Source organism: Nioella sp. (assembly GCF_964229645.1).
Taxonomy (GTDB): Bacteria; Pseudomonadota; Alphaproteobacteria; order Rhodobacterales; family Rhodobacteraceae; genus Nioella.
In genome coordinates this window covers 1-5,622 of the sequence record NZ_CAXREX010000161.1, presented here as the reverse complement: position 1 = coordinate 5,622, position 5,622 = coordinate 1, and the positions used below count along the sequence as shown (strand labels likewise).

The window sequence follows — 5,622 nt, the reverse complement described above, 5'->3', positions numbered from 1 at the left end:
TAGGCCACAGAGGCGTCGGTCGGGTTCGAGCCGCCATTCAGGATGAAGTGAACGATGGGCTGGTTGTTTTCTTCCATCGCCTGGCGCAGCTGGATCAGCTCGGCGGTGGTGTAGGCGCCGGGTTCGACACCGATGGACCGGGCGAGGCTGTCGCTGGCGAAAGCGGCCGGGGCGGCAAGGGCAGCAACGAGGGCGGTGGAGAGCGCGAGGGTTTTCATGGGTCTTTCCTTTCAGGTGCGATCTTGATGTTTCTTGCGATATGGGCGGCGGTGCGACCCGCCTTGTGAAAGGTCAGATAGGCCCCTGCATCGGCGGCCAAAACGCCGATCCGGGCAGACAGAAGCTTCGCATTTTTGCACACAAGTTATTGTGATGGACATCTTGTGCGCGCACGCCCGCGAACCTATCGCCCTGGCAACGCGCAGCTTTTTCCCTTTATCTTAAGGATATCTCCACGCAGCTCTCGCATTTTGGGCGGCGTTGAGGTTTAATCGGCGCAACGAACGAGACCGGGGGCCCGATCCTCCGGCACGAGGATACGAGTAGCAGGGCACAGCCCAGGGGGCAGTTCATGCCGAAGAACAGGTATACGATCCTGTCGATGATGAAGGACGAGGGCCACTGCCTGCTGGAGTGGGTCGCCTATCATCACCTCATCGGCTTCGACAATATCTGCGTCTACACCAACAACTGCCAGGACGGCACGGATGACATGCTGATCCGCTTGCAGGAGCTTGGCTATTGCAAGCACTTCCGCAACGACGTGCCCAAGGGCAAGAAACCGCAGCCCCACGCGCTGTGGCTGGCAGGCAAGAACAAGGATGTGACCGACAGCGAATGGGTCCTGACGATGGACGCGGATGAGTTCGTGAACATCAAGCTGGGCGATGGCACGGTGCAGGAACTCGTGGACGCCGTGCCCGATGATGCGGAAGGGATCATCATCACCTGGCGCTTCTACGGCTCGAACGACGTGCTCGACTGGCGGCCGGGACTGGTGATCGAAAGCTACACCCACGGCGCGCCCGACCGGTTCCGCAAGGGCTGGGGCGTCAAGTCGATGGTGCGCCCCTTCCCCGACATGAAGTTCGGCATCCACCGCCCCTCGATCAAGCACAAGGCCTCGAAAGAGGGCCAGGTCGAGGCGCTGCTGGCGCTCAAATGGGTCAATGGCGGCGGCAAGCCGATGACCGAAAGCTTCAAGAAAAGCGGCTGGCGCTCGACCGGGCCGACGCTGTCTTACGACTTCGTCGAGATGAACCACTACGCCGTCAAAAGCTACGAGGCCTACCTGCTGCGCCGCCTGCGCGGCAACGTGAACAACAAGGAGGACAAGTATAACGCCTCCTATTTCTCGATCTTCGACCGCAATGAGCAGGAACCCACCGTCAGCGCCGCGCGCCATGCGCCAAAGGTCAAGGCGCTGATGGACAAGATGCTCAAGGACAAGACGCTCGCCGCCTTGCAGGACAAGGCGCTGGCCTATCATGCCGCGCGTGTCGACCAGCTGCGCCATACCGGGGAATACGATGACTGGGTACGCGACCTGCGCGAAGCGGGCGCGGTGCGCATCGACCAACTCGACGAGGTGCTCTTCACCCAGCACCTGCCCAAGGACACGCAGGCCCTGGTCAAGAAGATGCAGGCCGACGGGGTGCCCAACAAGACTATTGCCAAGATGATCGCCCGCTCGACCGGGATCCGCAACGCCGAGCGGCGCCAGGATGCCGACGATGCCGAGGACCTGGCCAAGCTGACCGGGGTCGATCTCGACACCGGCGAACGCAAGGACAAGCCCAGGATGGACAGCCCGCCCCCCGCCCCCGATCTCAAGCCCGAAACCCGCGCCCGGCTGCTTGCGCTGATCCAGAAAGCCCGCCGGACGGGCGAAACGCTCGACGAGGCGGGCGAGCCCGTGCACGAAGACGCCGCGCAGGCCCCTTCTTCCCCTGGCCCGGCCCCCGCCGCCGAAACAGCGCCGCAGTCCCCGGCCCTGCGCCCCCGCCTGTCACCCCCCTTCCCCGGCAACGGGCGCAAGGTGGTCTGTTCGACGATGAAGAACGAGGGCCCATACCTGCTGGAATGGATCGCCCATTACCGCAATCTCGGCTTCGACGATTTCGTGCTGTTTTCCAACGACTGCACCGATGGCACCAATCTCATCCTCAACCGGCTCGACGCGATGGGGATCGTGCACCACTTCGACAACCCCATCGGGCATCGCATGGACCCGCAGCGCCGCGCCTATAGCCGGGCCAACCAGATGGACGTGGTGCGGGACGCCTCCTGGGTGCTGATCGCGGATGCCGACGAGTTTCTGAACGTGCATGCTGGCGCGGGCACGGTCGATGACCTGATCGCCGCCTGCCCGGAGGAGGCCGAGGCGATTTCCGTCAACTGGCGGCTCTTCGGCTCCGCCGGACACCGCCACATGATGCCAGAGCCCGTCACCCGCCGCTTCACCCGGGCCTGCAACGTGGTGGAGCCGGAAAACGGCCTCATCTGGGGCTTCAAGACGCTCTTCCGCCCCGCCAGCTTCGACTATTTCGGGGTCCACCGCCCCCGGTTCGAAAAGAAGGTCGAAATCCATGACCGGCAGGTCATGTGGGTCAACGCGTCAGGGCAGTTCATCGGCGAACAGTACATGCGCAAGGGCTGGCGCTCGAACAAGGATATCGTGTCCTACGAATTCGCGCAGATGAACCATTACGCGATCAAGAGCCGCGAGGAATTCCTGCTCAAGCGCCTGCGCGGCACCGCCAATTCCAAGGACAAGGGCCGCATCGACATGGACTACTGGGATCGCTTCGATCTCAATGCCTGCGAAGACAGTTCGATCCGCTCGGGCGACCTTCAGGGGCAAATGGACGAAATGCTGAAGGACGCCGATCTGGCCGCGCTGCACCGGGCCACGCTGGACAGCGCGCTGCGCACGATCGAGATGCAGCTGGAGGACCCGGAGCTGCGCGAATTTGTCGAGGGCGACCTGCCGCGCGCCGAGGACGTGGCCGCTCAGTAAGGGTGCTCTCGCCCGTCCCAGGTCAGGAAACAGCCGGTGGTTTGCGGGCTCAGCTCGTCGAAGCGGGCGATCAGCCCCAGGGCGGAGTCCGCAACCGTTATATCGGCGGCCGTGCCGCCCATGTCGGTCTGCACCCAGCCGGGGTGATAGACCCCCACGGAAATCCCGTCGGGCAGCAGCTCCGCCGCGAGGTTGCGCCCCAGGTTCAGCACCGCCGCTTTCGATGCGCGGTAGATGAACGACCCGCCCGGCGCGCGCGTGTCGCTGCCCATCTGCGAGCCGATGATCGCGATCCTGCCCCCCTTGGCGGCCCGCAGCTGCGGCAGGAAGGCCTGCACCGTCAGGAACACGCCGGTCACGTTGACGGCAAAGGTCTCGGCCCACATTTCGGGCGGGAAGCCGTCCTCCAGCTGGTGCAGCTTGTCGAGATACACGCCCGCATTGCACACCAGCAGGTCCAGCGGGTCCGGATGCCGGGCCGACAGCGCGCGGACGCTCGCCTCGTCGGTCACGTCCAGCCGGTCCCAGCGGTCCCCGGTCGGCGCTTCGCCATCGCGCGCGGTGGCCAGCACGTCATCGCCCCGTGCCGACAGCCGCTTGACCAGTTCCAGCCCGATCCCGCGGGTCGCCCCGGTGACAAGTATGCGCATGGCTCAGGTGCTCCGGTTCTTGGGCAGGAAGGGCAGCGGCATGACCGGCACGCCATCGTCGATCAGCGACTTGGCCTCCTCGGCATTGGCCTCGCCATGGATCAGCCGGTCGGGCGCTTCGCCCAGGTGAATGGCCCGTGCCTCGCGGGCGAAATTGCCGCCCACATAGGTCGAGTTCTCTTCCACGTGCTTGCGCATCGCCTTGATCGCGTGTTCCAGCGGATGCACTGGCTCGCTCAGCGAGGGCGGGCGCTCGGCCACCGGGCCCGGCGCAGCCTCGGGCTTGCCGTCCTTGGTGGCCTTGGTGGCCACGCCCGGCGCCATCATCGCCTTTTCAACCTTCGACCCGCCGCAGACGGAACAGGACAGCATGCCCCGCCCCTCCAGCGCCTCGAAAGCCTCGGCGGACTGGAACCAGCTGTCGAACTGATGCCCTTCGGCACATCTGAGCGTGTATCGGATCATGATTGCAGAACAGTAATCTTCGCCAATGCGGAATCAAGCCCCCGCGCCGTCGCAGCGATCACATATACTTGCCTGGTGAGAAGTTGCGGATAATGCGCTTGAGCTCGGGCTCCTCAACCCGCGCGCCGGCCTTGCGCAGCGAAAACCACTTGAGCTTGCGCATCCCTGCCTCGGGGTAGTCCTCGTCCAGCTTGCGCACCTCGATCGGGAACACCGCGACGATGCAGGGCTGGCTTTCGCCATCGGGCATCTTCTTCATGTAGGAATAGAAGCCCGCGCAGGTTTCGCTGACCACGCCGCGAATGCCCGCCTCTTCCCAGGCTTCCTGCGCGGCGGCTTCTGCCGGGGTCTTGCCATCCATCGGCCAGCCCTTGGGAATGATCCAGCGCCCGGTATCGCGGCTGCTGGCCAGCAAGATCTCCACGTCCGACTTGCGGCGGCGGAAGGGCAGCGCGGCGAATTGCGTGCGCGGGTCGCGTTTGCCCGCCCCGTCGAGGCGCATGGGGGATTGATATGTGCGGAACGTGCCCATCTGGCGGTAACTGGTCTTTTCCTGCTGTGATTTCTGCTCTTGTTCCCAATCTAACGACAAATCCAGCGGAAACAAACATCGGGGCTTGAAATCATCCTCCGGGGGGCGAAGTCTTTCGTCAAGATGTTGCCCGATACCCCCCACAGACCCGCTCCTGACAGCCCCCCGGGGCCCAGGCCGCTCTTCTTCGGATCCGAGATCTATCGCCATTCCTCCTATGGCCCCCATCACCCGCTGCGCGTGCCGCGCGTCTCGACGGTGATGGACCTGTCGCGCGCCCTGGGCTGGCTGGGACCGGGCCAGTATCGCAGCAGCCCCCGCGCCAAGCCCGCCGCGCTCACGATCTGGCACACAGCCGACTACCTCGACGCCCTGCAAGAGGCCGAAGCGCGGCAGGAGGTGGACGCCGCCACGCGCGACCGCCACGGGATCGGCACCGTGTCGAACCCGGTCTACGCGGAAATGTTCCGCCGCCCCGCCACGGCTGCCGGGGCCTCGCTTCTGGCGGGCGAGCTTCTGGCCCATGGCGGGGTGATCTATCACCCCGGCGGCGGCACCCATCATGCCTTCCCCGACCGCGCGGGCGGGTTCTGCTATCTTAACGATCCGGTGCTGGCGATGCTGTCGCTGCGCCGCGCGGGCGCCGCCCGCATTGCCTATGTCGATATCGACGCCCACCACTGCGACGGGGTGGAACATGGCTTCGCGGGCGATGCCGACACGCTGCTTGTCTCCGTGCACGAGGATCGCCGCTGGCCCTTCACCGGGGCGCTTGACGATGACGGCGGCGGCAACTGCTTCAACCTGCCCGTGCCGCGCGGGCTCAATGACAGCGAAATGGCCCTGATCCGCGACGGCCTGATCCTGCCGGCGCTGTCCGCCTTCCGTCCCGATGCCATCGTGCTGCAATGCGGGGCCGACGCGGTCGAGGAAGACCCCCTTTCGCGCCTTGCCCT

Annotated in this window: 6 protein-coding genes; 2 read left to right on the top strand and 4 right to left on the bottom strand. The window is 65.2% G+C overall.

All coding sequences use genetic code 11. The features are described from left to right. On the bottom strand, positions 1–218 hold a 218-nt coding region (locus tag ACEQXV_RS10565; protein WP_370269079.1), incomplete at its 3' end, for a hypothetical protein. A 353-nt stretch (positions 219–571) separates the two neighbouring features. On the opposite strand from ACEQXV_RS10565, the gene ACEQXV_RS10560 reads away from it, so the two are divergent. Beyond that, a complete protein-coding gene (locus tag ACEQXV_RS10560; protein ID WP_370269078.1) occupies positions 572–3,019 on the top strand; it encodes a glycosyltransferase family 2 protein in 2,448 nt (815 codons plus the stop codon). Here ACEQXV_RS10560 and ACEQXV_RS10555 read toward each other — a convergent pair. From ACEQXV_RS10555 to ACEQXV_RS10545, 3 genes are read right to left on the bottom strand one after another with little or no spacing between them, the layout of a single operon-like run. Next, positions 3,013–3,669: an SDR family oxidoreductase gene (locus ACEQXV_RS10555; RefSeq protein ID WP_370253111.1), complete on the bottom strand. Its 657-nt coding sequence runs from the start codon at positions 3,667–3,669 to the stop codon at positions 3,013–3,015. The two genes, ACEQXV_RS10560 and ACEQXV_RS10555, sit on opposite strands and share 7 nt — an antisense overlap. Before the next feature lie 3 nt (positions 3,670–3,672). Further along, entirely contained in the window at positions 3,673–4,134 is a 462-nt protein-coding gene (locus ACEQXV_RS10550; RefSeq protein WP_370253109.1) for a DUF1178 family protein, read from the bottom strand. Positions 4,135–4,192: 58 nt separating this feature from the next. Then, positions 4,193–4,636 carry an NUDIX hydrolase gene (locus ACEQXV_RS10545; protein ID WP_370253108.1) on the bottom strand — a complete coding sequence of 148 codons (444 nt, stop codon included), beginning with the start codon at positions 4,634–4,636 and terminating at the stop codon, positions 4,193–4,195. 153 nt (positions 4,637–4,789) lie between these two features. On the opposite strand from ACEQXV_RS10545, the gene ACEQXV_RS10540 reads away from it, so the two are divergent. Beyond that, the coding region (locus tag ACEQXV_RS10540) for an acetoin utilization protein AcuC (RefSeq protein ID WP_370269075.1) at positions 4,790–5,622 on the top strand (833 nt) is incomplete at its 3' end.